Raw genomic sequence first — 17,960 nt, forward strand, 5'->3', positions numbered from 1 at the left:
ATCCCGACGGGGCCCTTCGCCGTTCAGCCGACGCTCATTCCCATTCGATCGTGCCCGGCGGCTTGCTCGTCACGTCGAGGACAACGCGGTTGACCTCCGGCACCTCGTTGGTGATGCGCGTGGAGATGCGTTCCAGCACCTCGTACGGCAGCCGGGTCCAGTCGGCGGTCATGGCGTCCTCCGACGACACCGGGCGCAGCACGATCGGGTGGCCGTAGGTGCGGCCGTCACCCTGCACGCCGACGCTGCGGACGTCGGCCAGCAGCACCACCGGGCACTGCCAGATCTCGTGGTCCAGGCCCGCGGACGTGAGCTCCTCGCGCGCGATGGCGTCGGCCGCCCGCAGCGTCTCGAGCCGGTCGGCCGTGACCTCACCGATGATGCGGATGCCCAGGCCCGGGCCCGGGAACGGCTGGCGCCGAACGATCGTCTCGGGCAGCCCCAGCTCGAGGCCCACGCGGCGCACCTCGTCCTTGAACAGCAGGCGCAGCGGCTCGACGAGCTCGAACTGCAGGTCGTCGGGCAGGCCGCCGACGTTGTGGTGGCTCTTGATGTTCGCGGTGCCCTCGCCGCCGCCGGACTCGACGACGTCGGGGTAGAGCGTGCCCTGCACGAGGAACTTGTAGTCGCCCTGCGCCTTGAGGTCGCGCTCCGCCTGCTCGAACACGCGGATGAACTCGCGCCCGATGATCTTGCGCTTCTCCTCCGGGTCGGTCACGCCGGCGAGCGCGCCGAGGAACCGTTCGCGCGCGTCGATGGTCACGAGCTTCACGCCCGTGGCCGCCACGAAGTCCTGCTCCACCTGCGTGCGCTCGCCCGCGCGCAGCAGGCCGTGATCCACGAACACGCACGTGAGGCGCTCGCCGATCGCGCGCTGCACGAGCGCCGCCGCGACGGCCGAGTCGACGCCGCCGGACAAGCCACAGATCGCCCGCCCGGCACCGATCTGCTCGGCGATGCGCGTGACCTGTTCGTCCACAATGGACGACGTGGTCCACTGCGGCTTGATGCCCGCGATGTCGGACAGGAACCGGCGCAGCACCTCCTGGCCGTGGGGCGAGTGCGCCACCTCCGGGTGGTACTGCACACCGGCGAACCCGCGGTCGACGTCTTCGAAGCCGGCCACGGCCGCGCCGTCGGAGCTGGCGGTGACGACGGAACCCTCGGGCGCCTTGGTGACGCTGTCGTTGTGGCTCATCCACGCCGTCTGGTGGCCCGGCAGACCGGCGTGCAGGCGCCCGCCTTCGCCGACCACGCGCACGTCGGTGCGACCGAACTCGCGCACGCCGGTCGGCTCGACGACACCGCCGAGCGCGCGGGCGAGCAGCTGGTGGCCGTAGCAGATGCCGAGGATCGGCACGCCGGCCTCGACCAGCTTCGGGTCCATGCCCGGGGCGCCCTCGGCGTAGACGCTCGACGGGCCGCCCGACAGGATGATCGCCGACGGGTTCTTGGCCAGCAGGTCCTCGGCGGTCGAGCTCGACGGCACGACCTCGGAGTACACCTGCGCCTCCCGCACACGGCGGGCGATCAGCTGCGCGTACTGCGCCCCGAAGTCGACGACGAGTACCGGACCGGTGGGATTGGCCACCTACGACCTCCAGGCGAATGAGCGCTTTTGCCTCCATCGTCCCAGGTGGGCTGGGTCACGCCGCCCTCACCCCGTAACTGTGCCCCGAATGAGGACCGCACCTGTCCGCGAAGCGGCCTACGGTTCGCCCATGACTGTCGCATGGACCACAGAACTGCACGACCAGCTCGACTGGCACTGGCAGCACCACGTGCGCCCGCGCCTCGACGGGCTCACCGACGACGAGTACTTCTGGCAGCCCGTGCCGAACTGCTGGACCGTGCGTCCGCGTGCGGAGAAGCCGGACGGGCCTGGGGCCGGCGACTTCACCGTCGACTTCGCGTACCCGGAGCCGGTGCCGCCACCCGTAACGACGATCGCTTGGCGCCTGTCGCACGTCATCGTCGGCGTGCTCGGCATGCGGGCCGCGTCGCACTTCGGCGGGCCGGCGATGAGCTACGAGACCTTCTCCTACGCCGGCACCGCGGCCGAGGCGCTTGACCAACTCGACTTGGCGTACGCGAACTGGATCGGCGGAGTGAAGGCACTCGACGCCGAGGCGCTCGCGCGGCCGGTGGGCAAGGCCGAGGGGCCGTTCGCCGAGTACCCGATGGCGGCGCTCGTGCTGCACATCAACCGCGAGACCATCCACCACTGCGCGGAAGTGCTGCTGCTGCGGGATCTCTACCGGAACCGCTGACACGACGACGGCCCGGTCCCCCGACCGGGCCGTCGTACCCCCCGCACCCGGCGAGCTAGGCGCGCACCTTCGGTATGAGCAGGAACCCGAGTGCCATGCCCAGCAGCGCTGGCAGACCGTGGTTGTCGTGCGCGAGCGTGTCGACGACCGCGAGCGGCGCCACGAGGATGGGCACCACGATCGCCTGCGTCGGCAGCTTCACGCCGTGACGGGCCGGAGCCCGCAGCAGCGCCATGGCCAGCGCCCCAATGAGCCCCGCGACGCACATCGAGTTGCCGGCGCCGACGGGCTGCAGCCAGAGGTAGCTCATGACCTGGCCGAACAGCCCGCACCCGAAGTACAGGACGAACGTGCGCACGCAGCCGAAGTAGCTCTCCGCCAGCGTGCCGAAGATCGCCAGGATCGCCAGGTTGAAGATGCCGCCGAGGAGTCCGCCGTCCTGGAAGAACATGCCGGTGAGCAGCCGCCACCACTGCCCGGCATCGATCGCCGCACCGTCTCGCCGGACGTGCTCCAGCAGCCCCGGCACCGCGAGCTGAGCGATGAGCGCCGCCGCCGTGACGAGGAACACTGCGCCCGTGAGGACGGGCACCCGGCGCGGGCCGATCCGGTCGAAGACGGCCACGAACGGGTTGCTGTGCCAGCGTTCCGAGGTCGGGTTGGTCATGCTCTGAACCTAAGGGGAGACCCGCCTGGGCACCCCGGACATTTGTCATGACACGGCCGGGGCATGCGTCATGAGGAATGAATCCCGGCCCGGATGACTCGGAACAGGGAGACGCGAAAACCCGGAAAGGATCTTTATGCGAGCGACACTCATCTACGGCGCCGGCGACGTCCGGGTGGAGACGGTGGCCGACCCGAAGGTGGCCCAGGCGACGGACGCCGTGGTCCGCGTCGTGCGCTCCTGCATCTGCGGCAGCGACCTGTGGCCGTACGGCGGCATGCCCGCGCAGGAGAACGGCCGGCCGATCGGCCACGAGTTCCTCGGCGTCGTGGAGGAAACCGGTGCCGACGTGACCAGCGTGCGCAAGGGCGACCTGGTCGTGGCGCCGTTCGTGTACTCGGACAACACGTGCGAGTTCTGCCGCGAGGGCCTGCAGACCTCCTGCCTGCACGGTGGCAACTGGGGCGTCGACGGCGTGGACGGCGGCCAAGGCGAGGCCGTGCGCGTGCCGCAGGCCGACGGCACTCTCGTAAAGCTGCCGCACACTGACGACGAAGACCTGCTGGCCTCACTGCTCACCCTGTCGGACGTGTTCTCCACCGGCCATCACGCGGCCGTGACCGCGGGCGTCGTGCCGGGCAAGGCGGTGACCGTGATCGGCGACGGCGCAGTGGGCCTATCCGCCGTGCTGGCCGCGAAGCGCCTCGGCGCCGAGCACATCGTCCTCATGGGACGCCACCAGGCGCGTACCGACCTGGGCCGCGAGTTCGGCGCGACGGACGTCGTGGCCGAGCGCGGTGAGGAGGGCGTCGCACGCGTGCGCGAGCTGACCGGCGGCCACGGCACGCACACCGTGCTGGAGTGCGTGGGCACGAAGGCGGCGTTCGAGATGGGTCTCGGCGTGGTGCGGGCGGGCGGTGCGCTGAGCCGCGTGGGCGTGCCGCAGTACCCGGAGGGCCCGATCGGGCGCCCGGTGTTCACGCGCAACATCACGATCACCGGCGGCGTGGCCCCGGCGCGCCACTACATCCCGCAGCTGCTGCCGGACGTGCTCGAGGGCCGCTACCAGCCGGGCCGCGTGTTCGACCGGACGATCGGGCTGGCCGACGTGCCCGCGGGCTACCAGGCGATGGCTGACCGCGAGGCGCTGAAGGTTCTGGTCAAGCCGTGAGCGACGCGCCGCGTGAGCCCCGTAAGGGTGGGGGTTCACGCGGCGCGCACCGCGCCCCCATACCTTGGTACGCATGGACATGATCACCCCGGAGCCGCGGCCCGCGTGGGTCGCCGGACGGGCGGAGCAGGGGGCCGAGACCCTCGTCGTGCGGCACCCGGTCGACGGCAGCGAAGTGGCGACCGTGGCGGTGCCCGGCGCGGAGCAGGTGGAGCGCGCCGTGGCGGCCGCCGCGAGCGTCGCGCGGGAGTTCCGCCGCTCCCCCGCGCACGAGCGCGCGGCGGCGCTGGAGCAGGTCTCGCGTGGGTTGCGGCTGCGCGCCGAGGAGATCGCCGAGGTGATCACCGCGGAGAACGGCAAGCCGCTCAAGTGGGCGGAGTCCGAGGTGAGCCGCGCGGTATCGGTGTTCCGTATCGCTTCCGAAGAGGCGCGGCGGTTCAGCGGCGACGTGCAGCGGCTCGACGCCGACCCGTCGGGCGACGCGCGGCTGGCGCTCACGCGGCGGGTGCCGCGCGGGCCCGTGCTGGGGATCTCGCCGTTCAACTTCCCGCTGAACCTGGTGGCGCACAAGGTCGCGCCGGCGTTGGCGGTCGGCGCGCCGATCATCGTGAAGCCGGCGCCGCGCACGCCGTTGTCGGCGCTGATCCTCGGCGAGATCCTGGCCGAAACGGACCTGCCGCCCGGCGCGTTTTCCGTGCTGCCGCTGGGAAACGAACAGACGCAGGCGCTGGTGGGCGATCCGCGGCTGCCCGTGGTGTCGTTCACCGGCTCCGGCCCCGTCGGCTGGTCGATCGCCGACGCGGCGCCGCGCAAGCACGTGGTGCTGGAGCTCGGCGGCAACGCGGCGGCCGTGGTCCTGCGTGATTGGCCAGACCCCGAGGGCGCGGCGCAGCGCATCGCGACGTTCGGCAACTACCAGGCCGGCCAGTCGTGCATCTCGGTGCAGCGGGTGATCGTCGACACGGCGGTGGCCGAGGAGTTCGTGCCGGCACTCGTGGAGGCCGTGGAAGCGCAGCAGACGGGTGACCCGTACGACCGCAACACCGACGTCGGCCCGGTCGTCGACGAGGCCGCGGCCGAGCGGATCATCGCGTGGGTCGAGGAGGCCGTGGCCGCCGGCGCGAAGGTGCTCACCGGCGGCACGCGCGAGGGCACCCAGGTCGCGCCGACGCTGCTCACGGACGTGCCACCGGACGCCCGCGTGTGGGCGGAGGAGGTCTTCGGGCCGGTGCTGGCGGTGTCCGTTGTGGACGGTGTGGACGAGGCCTTCGCCGCGGTCAACGACTCCGCGTACGGGCTGCAGACCGGGGTGTTCACCTCCGACGTGCAGCTGGCGTTCCACGCGGCGGCGGAGCTGGAGGTGGGCGGCGTGATCATCGGTGACGTGCCGTCGTACCGGGCCGACCAGATGCCGTACGGCGGGGTGAAGGGCTCGGGCGTCGGGCGCGAGGGCGTGCTGGCGGCGATGAACGACCTCACCGAGGAGCGCGTGACGGTGTTCACCGGGGTGGATCTGTAGGCGCGGGGACTCCCCGGGCTCGTGACGGCTGAACGCCGGCGCGCAGCCGTCCGGCCGGGGGCACGCCGGTCGGGGCTGGTCGCTGCCGCAAGGCCACGACCGATCCGGCCAGCAGCGCGACGGCGGTGACGCCGGCGGTCAGGATGGTCGCGTGCGTGCCGGCGGCGGCCAGCGCCACCGGCAGGGCCACCCCGACGCTGCCACCGAGCGGCTGCAGCGTGGTGCCGACAGCGCCGGCGACTCCCGCATGGGGCCCGGCGTCCTGGTTCATGGCGCTGTTCGCGTTCGCCATCACCTGGGAGGTGCCCAGGCCCACGAGTCCCAGGGCGGCGAGGATGGCGCCCAGCCCGTCCGGCGAGACGGCGAAGGTGATCTGTCCAGCACCGATCAAGGCGAGCCCGACGCCGATGGCCAAGGCCGGTGACCTGGCGCCGGCTCGGCGGGAGACGAACAGCCCCAGTTGGATGGTGGCGGGGTAGATGAGGAAGAGCGCGCCGTCCACCAGCGGGCGGAGTGTTCCTGCTGGAGTGAACGGCTGGCCGCCACGAAGGTGGCGATCGTGGCGACTCCCCACAGCAGCAGCCCGAGGCAGGCAATCCGCCGCGCCGGCTCGCGAAACAGCGCGACCGGGATGAGGGTGCGCGCGAGCTCCAGCCGGAAGCGGCGAACACGCCGATCACCGCAACGCCGGCGAGACCGAAGGCCGCTGCCTGCCCTGGCACGTCGACCACCGTGAGCCTGATGATCGATGCCGCCCCGATCGCCAGGAGGGCACCGCGCCACCAGCCGCGCCCGTGTCCGGGTGACCGGTCGACCCGGCCCCCGGCGAGGATCGACAAGACGAGCGCGACCGCGACGAACACGACGTTGACCTCCAGGCAGGCACGCCGGCTCGCGAGGTGCGTCAGCACGCCTCCGAGCACCACGCCGAGAGCGGTTGCGCTACCCATGATCATCCCGAAGGCGCCGTACGCCTTTTGGCGCCCGCACCGGGAAACGCGGCCGAACGCCGCGCCATCGCCGCCGGAGTCATGGCCGCCGCATCGACGCCTTTGGCGACTCGGGCACTGATCAACACCCAGCCGCGACCCCTACCGCGGATGCGACGCCGAATAGGATCAGGCCGAGGCTCATCACGCGGGCGTAGCCGGCCGCCTGCGCGATCCGGCCGCCTGCGATCATGAGCGAACCCCCGGCGAGGACGTAACCGGCCATGACCCATGCGAGCGCCCCGGGGGACAGGTGCAGATCGGACGCCATCCCGGGGATCGCCGGCGCCAGGATCGTCGCGTCGACGGCGACCATCAGCTGGGCCGTCACCATCGCCCCGAGAACGAACCAGGGTGTCGGCTTCGTGATCACAAGTACCCGCATGGTTGGTCTCACCAATAGAGCGTTGGTATCACCAACACAAGGTGGAGCCGTGACCGAGCGACCGCCCCAGCGGCTTTGGGACACGCCCAGCCGGCTGCGCACCCAGATCGCGGCGGGCGGAGGCCGGCTGAGCCGTGAGGTCTTCGACTCGGTCGGCGCCGGTCGCTACCACTGCGCGATCCTCTGCGCCGTCGAGGAGTTCGGTCCCTGCTGTCAGGCCGAGCTCGGCAGGCGCCTGCGCATGGACAGGAAGGACGTGGCCCAGCGTGTCGTCGAGCTCGAGGACGAACGCTGCGTGCAGCGCCGTGCGGATCCGGCCGACCCTCGGCGCAACCTCGTCCGGCTGACTGCCGGAGGCCGTGAACGGCTGGACCTCATTCAGGCCCGGTTGGCGGTGGCTCAGAACGAGCTGATGGCACCGCCAACCCCGCAGGAGCGAGCCGGCCTCGTCGCGGCACTGCAGAAAATCCTCGACCGCTAGGCGCCTTCGCCGAGGTTTGGTCAGGCGCTCTGCGCGAACTTGAGGACGCCGTCCGGGTCGTAGGTCTTGGCGACCTGGTCGAGCCGGGCGGCGTTGTCGCCGTAATAGGCGGTTTTCCAGTCGGGCATGGCCGGGTCGAGGTAGTTGACGTAGCCGCCGCCGGCGCCCGCGTCGGCGAGTCCCCTGACCACAGTGGACACCGACTTGGCGACGGTGGTGTGGTTGCCCGCCGTGGCGGGCGCGTAGACCTGGATGCTGGCGAGCGCCTTGCGGTGCGGGAACGCGGTGTCGCCCGGGGCGACGTCGGCGACCGCGCCGCCGAGGCCGTCGATGAGCAGGTCCATGCCCTTGTGACCGGCGGCGAGGCCGCTGACCTGCGCGCCCGCCACCGGGTCGGTGATGATCCGCGACGAGGCCACGAACGTCTGGCGCGCGGAACTGCCGGAGAAGTAGTTCATGGCGCCGCCGTAGCTGAGGCTCTTCATCGTGCGGCTGGACGGCGAGGCGTTGAGCTTGGCCAGCAGGGTGTTCAGCTCGGCGGTACCGCCGACGAACGCGCCGCCGACCCGGCACGACACCGGCGAGCCGCCGGACACGACGAGGTTCGACCAGAGTTCGGGCGGGGTCGTAGGAAGCCACTGTTGCCACGCGTCGAGCACGTCACCCGCCGAACCGCCCGGGAAGTGCAGCGAGAACACCGTGATGCCGGGCGCGGGGTCGGTGCGGAAGGTGAACGACGTCACGATCCCGAAGTTGCCGCCTCCGCCGCCGCGCAGCGCCCAGAACAAGTCGGGCTCGGAGTCGGCGCCGGCGGTGCGCAGCTTGCCGTCGGGCGTCACGACCTGGGCGGAGACGAGGTGGTCGCAGGTGAGGCCGTATTTGCGCGCCACGACGCCGATGCCACCGCCGAGGGTGAGCCCGGCGATGCCGACCGTCGGGCACGAGCCGGCGGGCAGGCAGCGGCCGGCCTTGGCCAGCGCCGCGTAGACGTCACCCAGCCGCGCGCCGGCGCCGATCACGACCTGGTCGCCCTGGACCTGGACGCTCGACATGCTGCCGACGTCGACGATCAGGCCGCCGTCGGGCACGGAATAGCCGGCGTAGCTGTGTCCCCCGCTGCGCGCGGCGATCGGCAGCCTCGACGCGGCTGCTTCGAAGCAGGCCTGCACGTCCTCGGGTTTTCGCACTTTGGCCACGGCGGCCGGGGTGTGGCCGTCGAACAGCGGGTTGAAGCCACGCTTGGCGGTGGCGAAGCCGCTGTCGGTGGGCAGTACGAGATCGCCGCTGAGCTTGCCCCGCAACGCGTTCCAGTCCGGCGGCCCGGACGGCTTCGTCGACGGAGGTGGCGTTGTGGTCGTCTGGGTCGGCGTCGCCGGCGGCTGCCCGGGCGGCGCCGAGTCCGGTGCACACGCGGCGGCCACCGCACCGAGGGTGGCGAGCCCGGCGGCCCGCAGCAACGTCCTTCTCCCGACAGTCATGTTTGATCAGACGTTCCGGACAGCGGGGTGGTTCATCGGGTCGCCCGAGCGGGTGTCGGCCGGCTCGGCAAGCAGGGTCCCGGGCGGTCTGCTGGTTCTGCCGACGTTCGGCCGGAAAGGGTCGGGGCCGAAGACTTGGCCGGTGTAGGAGCGGGTGGCGGAGCGGCTCGAGACCGCCGCTGCCGAGACCAGGACGGCCACCACTGAAAACCACCGCATGACTCGGGCCTCCCTACGAGCAGACGCGGAAGTCGCGAAGGAACCGCGCCGTGCCCGGCTCGGCGGCGAGGACCCGTCGCGCCGCTTCGAAGGAGGTGTGGACCTGGCCGGCGTCGGTCTGGAGCTGGGGGCCGAAGGTCGCGGCGGCCGCGGGCGACAGGGCGGTGACGCGCTGCTGGATCCGGGTGAGGTCGGCCTGCAGTTGGACGTACACCGTGGTGAGGCGGTCGCGGGTGGCGCTCGGCGAGGCACCGGCGACGTGGGCCGCGTTGGTTTTCACGACTTCGACCAGCGTCGCGAGGTTCTGTTCTGCGTCCCACTGGGCCTTCTGGCGCTCCGCGGTGGTGGCGTCGGCCATGGCCGCGTAGGGGACGGCGCCGTAGCCATTGTTCTGGAGGGCCAGCAGCGCTGCAGACGGACCGCCGCAGAACTCACCGACCCAGTGGTAGGCCTGCGTTTCCGCTGGTGAGAGAACCGGCGACGACGAGGCCGGCGAAGAGACGGGAGCCGCCGGCTGGGCCGTCGAACAGCCCGAAGCACCAGCGACGACCAGCACCGCCACCACCGAAAACCACCGCATGAGCTGGGCCTTTCCACGAGTAGATCGGGTAGTCGCGCAGGAACCGCCCGGCGACGGGCCAGGCGGCGACGCTCTGGCGAGCCGGTTCGAAGGAGGTGTGGCCCCGAGCGGCGGCGTCGCGCAGATCGGGGCCGATGCAGAGCTCGCCCGCCCGGGTCCCGAGCCCGGGTTTGCCAGCGCACCAAGCCGGCTCCTCCCCAGTACCCGGCAAAGCCGAGCACAACGGGAAAATCGCCTCACACCAGGGAGTTGAACTCCGGCACGGGGCCCTCCAGCGCTTCGCCGGGGCCGCGGCCCGAGAGCCACGCGAGGACGTCTGCGGGGGAACCGGAGACCAGGCCCTCCGCGCCGGAAGCCATGGTCCACGTGTGGGTGCCGTCGGTGAGGCGGATCGGGGGCAGCTCGCCGAGGTACATGCGGATCATGTTGGCCACGACGTCGTCGATGTGGTCGCCCAGCAACGAGCACGCGCTGGTGAAGTCGTGGCCGGCGTCGAGGTCGACGAGGTGGATGGTGGTTTCGGCGAGGCGCAGCGTCAGGGCGTCGGCGCCGGTGATGGGCTGGCCGCCGCGGCCGCGGACGGGCGCGGTCCACGCGTGGTCCGGCAGCGAGGCTGCCAGGTCGACGAGCCGCTCCCCCGACGCGACCACGTCGGCGAGGATCTCGGCGGCACCGCGGGAAGCGCCGGCGGCGATGTCGTCGTCGCGGGCGGTGCCGGGGCCGTACATGGGGTGCTCGACGCCGGTGGCCGCCCAGGTCAGGAGGTTGCCGACGGCGTCGGCGTTACGGGCGAGGTGCGTGAGCAGGTGCGCGCGTGTCCAGCCGGGCAGCGCGCTCGGCGCGCGCACCGCGGTCTCGTCGAGGGAGCCGATGACCAGGGCCCACTCGTCCTGCAGTTCCCGCACGCGGGTCAACGCCGTTGTCGTCACCCGGCGATCGTAGGAGCTATCGGCCGGAGGAGCTATCGGCGCAGCGCGGCAGGGGCGTCGGAGGGAACCGCGGGGTTCTTCGGCGCCACCGCCTCGAGCCGCGCGTACGGCGCGTCCTGCCCTGGGCGCCGGTCCGCCTCGCCCTTGTTGGGCCAGAACGAGAACGCCCGCTCAGCCTGCGCCGTGATCGTCAGCGACGGGTTCACGCCGAGGTTGGCCGTGATCGCCGAACCGTCCACAACGGACAGCCCCGGATAGCCGTAAACGCGGTGGTACGGGTCGATCACGCCGGACTCCGCGCTGTCGCCGATCGGCACGCCGCCGATGAAGTGGGCCGTGAGCGGGATGTCGAAGATCTCGCCCCACGTGCCGCCGGGCATGCCACCGATGCGCTCGGCCGTGCGGACGTTGGCCTCGTGCCCGGCCGGGATGAAGCTCGGGTTGGGCTCGCCGTGGCCCTGCTTCGACGTGTACTTGCGCCGCCCGAAGAGCCCCGGCCGCGTGTACGTGGTGATGGAGTTGTCGAGGCTCTGCATCACCAGCAGGATCACGGTCCGTTCGCTCCAGCGGTAGCCGTTGAGCAGCTTCGCGGACTGCAGTGGGTGCTTGACCAGGAACGTCAGCGCCTGGCGCCAGCGCGGCACCGGCGAAGCGCCGTCGGTGGCGACGGTCTGCAGCAGGCTCATCACGTTGCTGCCCTTGCCGTAGCGCACGGGCTCGATGTGGGTGTTCTCGTCCGGGTGGATCGACGACGTGATCGCGACACCGCGGCTGAAGTCGCGCGTGGAGTCCACCGCGGTGCGCGCGGCGCCGATGATCGCTTCGGAGTTCGTGCGCGTCAGCTCACCCAGCCGCCGTGACAGGCTAGGCAGCGCGCCCGTGTCTTTCATGCGGTGCAACAGGTTCTGCGTGCCCCACGTGCCGGCGGCGAACACGACCTGGCCCGCTGTCACGGTGGTGCGGAAGCGCTTCGAACGCGTGCCGGTCTTCTGCAATGTCACGCGGTAACCGTCGCCCGCCGGCTCGACCGACGCGACGGTGGTGAGCGGGATGACCTTCGCGCCGTCCTGCTCGGCGAGGTAGAGGTAGTTCTTGACCAGCGTGTTCTTCGCCCCGACGCGGCAGCCCGTCATGCAGGCGCCGCACTCGGTGCAGCCGACGCGGTCGGGTCCGGCGCCCCCGAAGAACGGGTCGCGCACGGTCTCGCCGGGCTTGCCGAAGTACACACCCACCGGCGTCGGGTGGAACGACTCGCCCACGCCCATGTCCTGGGCGACGTCGCGCATCACCACGTCGGACGGCGTCAACGTCGGGTTCGTGACCACCCCGAGCATCCGGCTCGCCTGGTCGTAGTGCGGCGCGAGCTCCGCCTCCCAGTCGGTGATGTGCGCCCACTGGCGATCGGCGTAGAACGACTTCATCGGGCGGTACAACGTGTTCGCGTACACCAGCGACCCGCCGCCGACACCCGCGCCGGCCAGCACCATCACGTCGTTGAGCATGTGGATGCGCTGGATGCCGTAGCAGCCGAGCCGCGGTGCCCACAGGTACCGCTTGAGGTCCCACGACGTCTTCGCGAACTCGTCGTCCGCGAACCGCCGTCCCGCCTCCACCACGGCGACGCGGTAGCCCTTCTCGGTGAGCCGCAGCGCCGCCACGCTGCCTCCGAACCCGGACCCCACCACGACGACGTCGTAGTCGGGCCCGCTCTGCGCTGTGGTGGTGTTACTGGCAGTCACAGGTCCGAGCGTAACTCGGGTATGTCCTTCTGACCAGAGGTAAGTTACTCACTGGTTACATCACCGGATCGCAGCTGCCCGGCCCGGCCGACCGATACGATGCCCGCCGGTGACGGTGAATTCGGTCCGAGCCCGGCGGCGGGCCGGCGCGGGGGCCAGACCGGCTTGAAGGTGCGCCTGCGCGAGATCCGCCCCGCCGACCACCGCGTGCTCGCCGGGTTCGACCGCGTCGCGGCGCGCAGCCACGACCTGCGTCTCGGCGGCTACCGGCACTGGGCCGCGCACCGCGGCCACGCAGCCGATCCCGGCGACGACTTCCACTTCGCCATCGAAGCGGTGCACAGCCGGCAAGTGGTCGGGTCCATGTGGATCCAGGCCGACCCGGCGACGCGCCGCTTCAGCTACGCCATCGGGATCGGCCCGCAGCATCGCCGTTGCGGGTACGCCGCCGACGCCGTCACCGTGCTGCTCACGGTCATGTTCCAGCAGCGCGGCTACCGCGAGTGCGTGGTGAGCGTGAACGGCGCGAACTTCGCTTCCCTTGCGCTGCACGGAGAACTCGGCTTCCGCGAGGAAGGCCGGCCGCGCGACACCGAGCTGCGGCACGGAGAGGTGCGATACCCCGTCCTGATGGGACTCACCGCGACCCGGTTCGCCGCACACCAGTCGACCATGCGCGGACCCCTCCGTCCTGAGCGCGGACGGCACTGGAGAACTCCGCGGCGCGGCCGGCACTGGGCGTCCCGCACGGCGTCGTGAAAAAGGCCCCCACGTCCAGGACGCGGGGGCCTCACCAAGCTGACGATCAGCGGCGGACGGTCAACCCGACCCGCTGGAACTCCTTCAGGTCCGAGTACCCCGTCTTCGCCATCGCGCGCCGCAGGGCGCCGAAGAGGTTCACCACGCCCTCGGCGTCCGACGAAGGGCCGAAGAGCAGCGTCTTCAGGTCCACCGCGTAGTCGGAGTCCGGGCCGGCCACGACGCGCGAGCGCGGCAGCGACGGGTGGGCCGCGGCGGCGGTCCAGTAGAGGCCCTGGCCGGGGGCGTCCGAGGCGGTCGCCAGGGGCGCGCCGAGCATCACGGCGTCGGCGCCGCAGGCGATGGCCTTGGCGATGTCGCCCGAGGTGGTCATGCCGCCGTCTGCGAGCACGTGGACGTAGCGGCCGCCGGTCTCGTCGAGGTAGTCGCGGCGGGCGGCCGCGGCGTCGACGATCGCGGTGGCCATGGGGACGCCGATGCCGAGCACGCGGTCGGTGCTGGTGACGCCCGTGGTGTAGCCGTGGCCGACGATCACGCCCGCCGCGCCGGTGCGCATGAGGTGCATGGCCGTGCGGTAGTCGCTCACGCCGCCGGCGATCACGGGCACGTCGAGGCGGCCGATGAACTCCTTGAGGTTGAGCGGTTCCGTGTCGCGCTGCACGTGTTCGGCGGAGATGATCGTGCCCTGCACCACGAGGATCTCGACGCCGGCGGCCAGCAGGTCGGGCGTGAGCTCGGCGGCGTGCTGCGGGCTCACGCGGGCGGCCACCGTGACGCCCGACTCGCGGACGGTCTTGATCGCCTCGCTCAGCAAGTCGAGCCGGACCGGCGCGGCGTGCAGCTCCTGCAGCTCGCGGACGACAGCCGCGGGGTCCTCGGTGTCCTCAGCGGCGCGCACCAGCCGGAAGATGGCGTCCTCGACGTTGGCGTGGCGCGCCCACAGGCCCTCGGCGTTGAGCACGCCCAGGCCGCCCAGCTCGCCGATCGCGACGGCCGTGCCCGGCGACACGATGGCGTCGGTCGGGTGCGTGACCAGCGGCAGGTCGAAGCGGTAGGCGTCGATCTGCCAGGCCGTCGACACCACCGACGACGACCGCGTGCGCCGCGACGGCACGATCTCCACGTCATCGAGGTCAAACGCCCGCCGCGCGGTGCGACCCATCCCGATCTCGACCAGATCCCGCACGTGATGTCCCTTCTCGCACCGACGACAACACCCTCCATTGTCGCTAGTCCGCGTGGGTGACGAACGCACGGGGGGCGTTCGAGGGCGAACAACCCCACGTTGTCGAGCGCTCCGGGAGGTTGTTTGCCACCCGCGCTTGCGCCGCTGTTGGATGCGTCGGACGACGACAGGGGGACAAGAGTGGCGCTGGGACAGGACTTCCGACGGCTGTGGCTCGCCTACGCGACGAGCACCGCAGGCACGTTCCTCGCGCTCGACGCGTTCCCGTTCATCGCCGTGACGGTGCTCCACAGCAGCACCACGGAGGTCTCGGTGCTGGCCGCCGCGGGCCTGGCCGCGGGCGCGCTGATCGCGGTGCCGCTGGGCCCGTGGGTGGAGTTCCGGCGCAAACGGCCGGTGCTGGTGGCGATGGACACCGTGCGCTTCGTCGCACTGTTGACCCTGCCACTCGGCTATGTGCTGGGCGGGCTCAAGTTCGGGCAGCTTGTGGCCGTGTCGGTGGTCGTGGCGGCCGCGAACATCGTGTTCACGGCGGCCAGTGGTGCGTACCTCAAGGGCATGGCGACGGGCGAGGACCTGCTCGTCGCCAACGGCCGGTTCGAGACCACGCAGTGGACTGCCACCGCCGTCGGCCCGCCGTCGGGCGGCGCGCTGATCGGCGCGTTCGGACCACTCACGACAGTGGTGCTCGACAGCGTCAGCTACCTGCTCTCCGCGCTCGCGATCGGCGCCATCCGCACGCCCGAGCCGCCGCCCACGGCGCGCCCGTCGACGGTCCGGACCAAAGACGTGCTCGACGGCTGGCACTACATCCTCGGCCACCCGCTCCTGCGCGCGTTGTTCCTCAACACCACGCTGGTCAACGGCCTGATCATGGCGACCTCACCCCTGCTCGCAGTGCTGCTCCTGCGGGAGCTCGGGTTCGCCGCGTGGCAGTACGGGCTGGCGTTCGGCGTGCCGTGCCTCGGCGGGCTGCTCGGCTCGCGGCTGTCGCGCCGGATCACCGCGCGCTTCGGCCCCGAGCGCGTGCTGCTGGCGACGGGCACGCTGCGCGTGATCTGGCCGGTGGCACTCGCGTTCACGCCGCACGGGCTCGCCGGGCTCGGGTTCGTGATGCTCGTCGAGTTCGGGCTGATCCTCACGATCGGCATCTTCAACCCCGTCTCGGCCACCTACCGGCTGCAGGAGACCGAAACCTCGCGCGCCGCCCGCGTGCTGTCGGCGTGGGGCATCACCGGCGGCGCGACGCGGGCCGCGCTGACGCTGGTGTGGGGCGCGCTCGGCGCGTGGCTCGGCACGCGCGAGGCGATCGGCCTGGCGGGCCTGCTGATGCTGGTCACGCCCGCGCTCCTGTGGCGGGTCAGAACAACGTCACGCCCGCCACGGCCCCCGCGACCGCGGAAAGCAAGCCCACCGCCAGCGACACCGGCAGCGCCCGCTTCCCGCCCCGCACCATGAGGAACACCGCGTAGGCCAGCACGATCACCCCGAGCACGCCGCCCCAGACCGGCCCGACGAACAACGAGGTGCGCACGATCGTCGTCTCGCCGCCGCTGCGCACCGCGCGCACCGCACCGGAGTGGTCGGCCCGGGTGAGCTCCACGGCGGCACCGACGCCGGCGTCGAGGCCCGGGTCGTCGCCGGAGACCTCGACGTCCTCGCCGATCTGTGTGGTGAACCGCACCACGTAGCGGATGGGGCGGTCGCCGGCGCCGCGTACTTCGCGGCAGCTCACGACCTGCGCGGCCTCGACGTGCGCCGGCCCTCCGTACTCCACCACGAGACCCGCCGCGACGGTCGCCGGCACGGCGAAGCCGACGACGACCACGAACAACTCGGCGAGACGATCGCTTTCACCGCACCACTCAGCCGCACCACGGCCGTCGCCGGGAGGGGACAAATGCCCGCCGGGTCAGAACGAGACGGCGCGCCACGGGAAGGCACCACCCGTCGTGATACCGACATCCCGCCCGGCCCTTCGAGAAGATCAACGACCTGGTCGAAGCGTGGTGGTACGGGCGGAATGTCGGGAAGATCCGAACGGACGGACTTGCCGGACTTACCGCGCGGAGTAGTTCGGGGCCTCGACGGTCATGGTGATGTCGTGCGGGTGGCTCTCCTTCAGCCCGGCCGCGGTGATGCGGACGAGCTGCGCCTCCTGCAGCTGCGGGATCGTCTCGGCACCCGCGTAGCCCATGCCCGCACGCAGGCCGCCCACGAGCTGGTGCACGACGTTGGCCAGCGGCCCGCGGAACGGGATGCGGCCTTCGATGCCCTCCGGGACGAGCTTGTCCTCGTTGAGCACGTCGTCCTGCGCGTAGCGGTCCTTGGAGTACGACTTGCCCTGGCCGCGCGACTGCATCGCACCCAGGGAGCCCATGCCGCGGTACACCTTGAACTGCTTGCCGCCCACGAGGATCAGGTCGCCGGGCGACTCGGCGGTGCCGGCGAGCAGGCTGCCGAGCATCACGGTGGACGCGCCGGCCGCGATGGCCTTGGCGATGTCACCGGAGTACTGGATGCCACCGTCGCCGATCACCGGGATGCCGGCCGGGCGGCAAGCCTGGTCGGCCTCGTAGATCGCGGAGATCTGCGGCACACCGACACCGGCGACGATGCGCGTGGTGCAGATCGAGCCCGGGCCGACGCCGACCTTCACGCCGTCCACACCCGCGTCGACGAGCGCCTGCGCGCCCGCGCGCGTGGCGACGTTGCCGCCGACGATGTCGACGGTGTCGCCCAGCTCCTTCTTCAGCAGCTTCACGGTCTCGACCACGGCGCGGGAGTGGCCGTGGGCGGTGTCGACCATCAGCACGTCGACACCGGCCTCGGCCAGCGTCATCGCGCGCTTGTGCCCGTCGGCGCCGACGCCCACGGCCGCGCCGACGATCAGGCGGCCGTCGGTGTCCTTGGTGGCGTTCGGGTACTGCTCGGTCTTCACGAAGTCCTTGACCGTGATCAGGCCGCGGAGCTTGCCCGCGCCGTCGACGATCGGCAGCTTCTCGATCTTGTGCCGGCGCAGCAGGCCGAGCGCGGCGTCGGCCGTGACGCCGACCTGCGCGGTGATCAGCGGCGCCTTCGTCATGACGTCGCTGACCAGGCGGGTGTAGTCCACCTCGAACCGCATGTCGCGGTTGGTGATGATGCCCACGAGCGAGCCGGACGCGTCGGTGACCGGGACGCCGGAGATGCGGAAGCGGGCACAGAGGGCGTCGACCTCGGCCAGCGTGTCGTCGGGCGAGCAGGTGACCGGGTCGGTGACCATGCCGGCCTCGGACCGCTTCACCACCTCGACGGCGGCGGCCTGCTCGTCGATCGGCAGATTGCGCTGCAACACACCGATACCGCCCTGACGTGCCATGGCGATCGCCATGCGGGCCTCGGTGACGGTGTCCATGGCGGCGGAGACCAGCGGGACGTTGAGGGTGATGTTGCGCGTGAGGCGAGTACTCGTGTCGACCCCGCTGGGCACCACGTCGGATTCGGCCGGCAGCAGCAGCACGTCGTCGAAGGTCAGGCCCAGCATCGCGAACTTGCTGGGCACGGGGGCGGTGATGCTTTCGCTGGTCATAGCGGGCGAAGGGCCTT

The 17,960-nt window shown here is 71.5% G+C and carries 17 protein-coding genes; 6 read left to right on the forward strand and 11 right to left on the reverse strand.

The window, feature by feature from the left end:
• Window positions 1–34: 34 nt before the first annotated feature.
• Entirely contained in the window at window positions 35–1,591 is a 1,557-nt protein-coding gene (gene guaA, locus AB0F91_RS13360) for a glutamine-hydrolyzing GMP synthase (protein ID WP_360597433.1), read from the reverse strand.
• A 130-nt stretch (window positions 1,592–1,721) separates the two neighbouring features.
• On the opposite strand from guaA, the gene AB0F91_RS13365 reads away from it, so the two are divergent.
• Window positions 1,722–2,270, forward strand: a complete 549-nt coding sequence (locus AB0F91_RS13365) for a DinB family protein (RefSeq protein ID WP_360597435.1) — start codon at window positions 1,722–1,724, stop codon at window positions 2,268–2,270.
• Between the two features lie 55 nt (window positions 2,271–2,325).
• Here the strand turns inward: AB0F91_RS13365 and AB0F91_RS13370 are convergent, their stop codons facing one another.
• Complete coding sequence (locus tag AB0F91_RS13370) at window positions 2,326–2,937, reverse strand: rhomboid family intramembrane serine protease (RefSeq protein ID WP_360597436.1); 612 nt, start codon at window positions 2,935–2,937, stop codon at window positions 2,326–2,328.
• Window positions 2,938–3,073: 136 nt separating this feature from the next.
• Between AB0F91_RS13370 and AB0F91_RS13375 the strand changes: the two genes are divergently transcribed.
• Both AB0F91_RS13375 and AB0F91_RS13380 read left to right on the forward strand, forming a co-directional pair.
• Window positions 3,074–4,108 carry an alcohol dehydrogenase catalytic domain-containing protein gene (locus tag AB0F91_RS13375; protein WP_360597437.1) on the forward strand — a complete coding sequence of 345 codons (1,035 nt, stop codon included), beginning with the start codon at window positions 3,074–3,076 and terminating at the stop codon, window positions 4,106–4,108.
• 73 nt (window positions 4,109–4,181) lie between these two features.
• Window positions 4,182–5,627, forward strand: coding sequence for an aldehyde dehydrogenase family protein (locus tag AB0F91_RS13380; protein ID WP_360597439.1), 1,446 nt, complete (start codon window positions 4,182–4,184; stop codon window positions 5,625–5,627).
• Here the strand turns inward: AB0F91_RS13380 and AB0F91_RS13385 are convergent.
• Window positions 5,608–6,129, reverse strand: coding sequence for a hypothetical protein (locus tag AB0F91_RS13385; RefSeq protein ID WP_360597441.1), 522 nt, complete (start codon window positions 6,127–6,129; stop codon window positions 5,608–5,610). The two genes, AB0F91_RS13380 and AB0F91_RS13385, sit on opposite strands and share 20 nt — an antisense overlap.
• A gap of 569 nt (window positions 6,130–6,698) precedes the next feature.
• On the reverse strand, window positions 6,699–7,001 hold the full coding sequence (locus AB0F91_RS13390) for an MFS transporter (protein ID WP_360597443.1): 303 nt from the start codon (window positions 6,999–7,001) through the stop codon (window positions 6,699–6,701).
• A 49-nt stretch (window positions 7,002–7,050) separates the two neighbouring features.
• Between AB0F91_RS13390 and AB0F91_RS13395 the strand changes: the two genes are divergently transcribed.
• Window positions 7,051–7,482 (forward strand): MarR family winged helix-turn-helix transcriptional regulator, encoded by a 432-nt coding sequence (locus AB0F91_RS13395; RefSeq protein ID WP_360597445.1) that lies wholly within the window; start codon window positions 7,051–7,053, stop codon window positions 7,480–7,482.
• A gap of 20 nt (window positions 7,483–7,502) precedes the next feature.
• Here AB0F91_RS13395 and AB0F91_RS13400 read toward each other — a convergent pair whose 3' ends face one another.
• From AB0F91_RS13400 to AB0F91_RS13415, 4 genes are all read right to left on the reverse strand, one after another.
• On the reverse strand, window positions 7,503–8,960 hold the full coding sequence (locus tag AB0F91_RS13400; RefSeq protein WP_360597447.1) for an FAD-dependent oxidoreductase: 1,458 nt from the start codon (window positions 8,958–8,960) through the stop codon (window positions 7,503–7,505).
• Window positions 8,961–9,192: 232 nt separating this feature from the next.
• Entirely contained in the window at window positions 9,193–9,759 is a 567-nt protein-coding gene (locus AB0F91_RS13405) for a hypothetical protein (protein ID WP_360597449.1), read from the reverse strand.
• A 236-nt stretch (window positions 9,760–9,995) separates the two neighbouring features.
• Window positions 9,996–10,688, reverse strand: coding sequence for a maleylpyruvate isomerase family mycothiol-dependent enzyme (locus AB0F91_RS13410; RefSeq protein WP_360597452.1), 693 nt, complete (start codon window positions 10,686–10,688; stop codon window positions 9,996–9,998).
• 32 nt (window positions 10,689–10,720) lie between these two features.
• On the reverse strand, window positions 10,721–12,427 hold the full coding sequence (locus tag AB0F91_RS13415) for a GMC family oxidoreductase (protein ID WP_360597454.1): 1,707 nt from the start codon (window positions 12,425–12,427) through the stop codon (window positions 10,721–10,723).
• Between the two features lie 171 nt (window positions 12,428–12,598).
• Between AB0F91_RS13415 and AB0F91_RS13420 the strand changes: the two genes are divergently transcribed.
• Window positions 12,599–13,186, forward strand: coding sequence for a GNAT family N-acetyltransferase (locus tag AB0F91_RS13420; protein ID WP_360597822.1), 588 nt, complete (start codon window positions 12,599–12,601; stop codon window positions 13,184–13,186).
• 46 nt (window positions 13,187–13,232) lie between these two features.
• Here the strand turns inward: AB0F91_RS13420 and AB0F91_RS13425 are convergent, their stop codons facing one another.
• Window positions 13,233–14,372 carry a GuaB3 family IMP dehydrogenase-related protein gene (locus AB0F91_RS13425; protein WP_360597455.1) on the reverse strand — a complete coding sequence of 380 codons (1,140 nt, stop codon included), beginning with the start codon at window positions 14,370–14,372 and terminating at the stop codon, window positions 13,233–13,235.
• A gap of 180 nt (window positions 14,373–14,552) precedes the next feature.
• Here AB0F91_RS13425 and AB0F91_RS13430 point away from each other — a divergent pair, with 180 nt between their 5' ends.
• Window positions 14,553–15,830, forward strand: a complete 1,278-nt coding sequence (locus AB0F91_RS13430; protein ID WP_360597457.1) for an MFS transporter — start codon at window positions 14,553–14,555, stop codon at window positions 15,828–15,830.
• On the opposite strand, the gene AB0F91_RS13435 is transcribed toward AB0F91_RS13430, so the two are convergent.
• Together AB0F91_RS13435 and guaB are read right to left on the reverse strand one after the other, a co-directional pair.
• The gene (locus tag AB0F91_RS13435; protein WP_360597458.1) at window positions 15,733–16,206 is read right to left on the reverse strand and encodes a hypothetical protein; all 474 of its coding nucleotides are present in this window, start codon (window positions 16,204–16,206) and stop codon (window positions 15,733–15,735) included. The two genes, AB0F91_RS13430 and AB0F91_RS13435, sit on opposite strands and share 98 nt — an antisense overlap.
• A 225-nt stretch (window positions 16,207–16,431) precedes the next feature.
• Entirely contained in the window at window positions 16,432–17,943 is a 1,512-nt protein-coding gene (gene guaB, locus AB0F91_RS13440) for an IMP dehydrogenase (RefSeq protein WP_360597460.1), read from the reverse strand.
• Between the last annotated feature and the right edge of the window lie 17 nt (window positions 17,944–17,960).

The sequence above is a fragment of the Amycolatopsis sp. NPDC023774 genome, from assembly GCF_040639695.1.
GTDB lineage: Bacteria > Actinomycetota > Actinomycetes > Mycobacteriales > Pseudonocardiaceae > Amycolatopsis.

Excerpts from the sequence above, each read along its gene's own strand:
- AB0F91_RS13380 (WP_360597439.1), top strand. The coding sequence starts at position 4,182 with ATGGACATGATCACCCCGGAGCCGCGGCCCGCGTGGGTCGCCGGACGG.
- AB0F91_RS13405 (WP_360597449.1), bottom strand. The coding sequence starts at position 9,759 with ATGCGGTGGTTTTCGGTGGTGGCGGTGCTGGTCGTCGCTGGTGCTTCG.
- AB0F91_RS13365 (WP_360597435.1), top strand. The coding sequence starts at position 1,722 with ATGACTGTCGCATGGACCACAGAACTGCACGACCAGCTCGACTGGCAC.
- AB0F91_RS13400 (WP_360597447.1), bottom strand. The coding sequence starts at position 8,960 with ATGACTGTCGGGAGAAGGACGTTGCTGCGGGCCGCCGGGCTCGCCACC.
- AB0F91_RS13390 (WP_360597443.1), bottom strand. The coding sequence starts at position 7,001 with ATGCGGGTACTTGTGATCACGAAGCCGACACCCTGGTTCGTTCTCGGG.
- AB0F91_RS13375 (WP_360597437.1), top strand. The coding sequence starts at position 3,074 with ATGCGAGCGACACTCATCTACGGCGCCGGCGACGTCCGGGTGGAGACG.
- AB0F91_RS13370 (WP_360597436.1), bottom strand. The coding sequence starts at position 2,937 with ATGACCAACCCGACCTCGGAACGCTGGCACAGCAACCCGTTCGTGGCC.
- guaB (WP_360597460.1), bottom strand. The coding sequence starts at position 17,943 with ATGACCAGCGAAAGCATCACCGCCCCCGTGCCCAGCAAGTTCGCGATG.